The organism is Mesobacillus boroniphilus (genome assembly GCF_018424685.1).
Classification (GTDB): domain Bacteria; phylum Bacillota; class Bacilli; order Bacillales; family Cytobacillaceae; genus Mesobacillus; species Mesobacillus boroniphilus_A.
The window spans coordinates 1-402 of sequence record NZ_QTKX01000027.1; the positions used below are offsets into that span (position 1 = coordinate 1).

At 34.8% G+C, this 402-nt stretch carries 1 pseudogene; it reads left to right on the forward strand.

The window, feature by feature from the left end:
• Positions 1 to 40: 40 nt before the first annotated feature.
• Positions 41 to 402 (forward strand): annotated as a pseudogene (gene ecsA / locus DYI25_RS22325) (ABC transporter ATP-binding protein EcsA); the annotation flags it as partial.

The window sequence follows — 402 nt, forward strand, 5'->3', positions numbered from 1 at the left end:
TTTATAATTTTTGGTACAATATAAGTCATGGAGGTGCCTTATGACAGTTAAAGTAGAACAGCTTACAGGTGGATATGGAAAACGCCCTGTAATTAAAGATATAAATTTTGAATTAAACAAAGGCGAAATCGTTGGACTTATTGGCCTTAATGGCGCTGGTAAGAGTACAACGATTAAACATATGCTAGGATTGCTTACACCTATGGAAGGATCTCTATCAATTTCAGATATCAACATTAATGATGACATAGAGGCTTATAGAAGAAAGTTATCTTATATTCCGGAATCACCGGTTATTTATGAAGAACTCACATTAGAGGAACACATTGAGATGACAGCAATGGCATATGATATTGATCGTGATGAAGCGATGAATCGAGCAATGCCATTATTAAAGACATT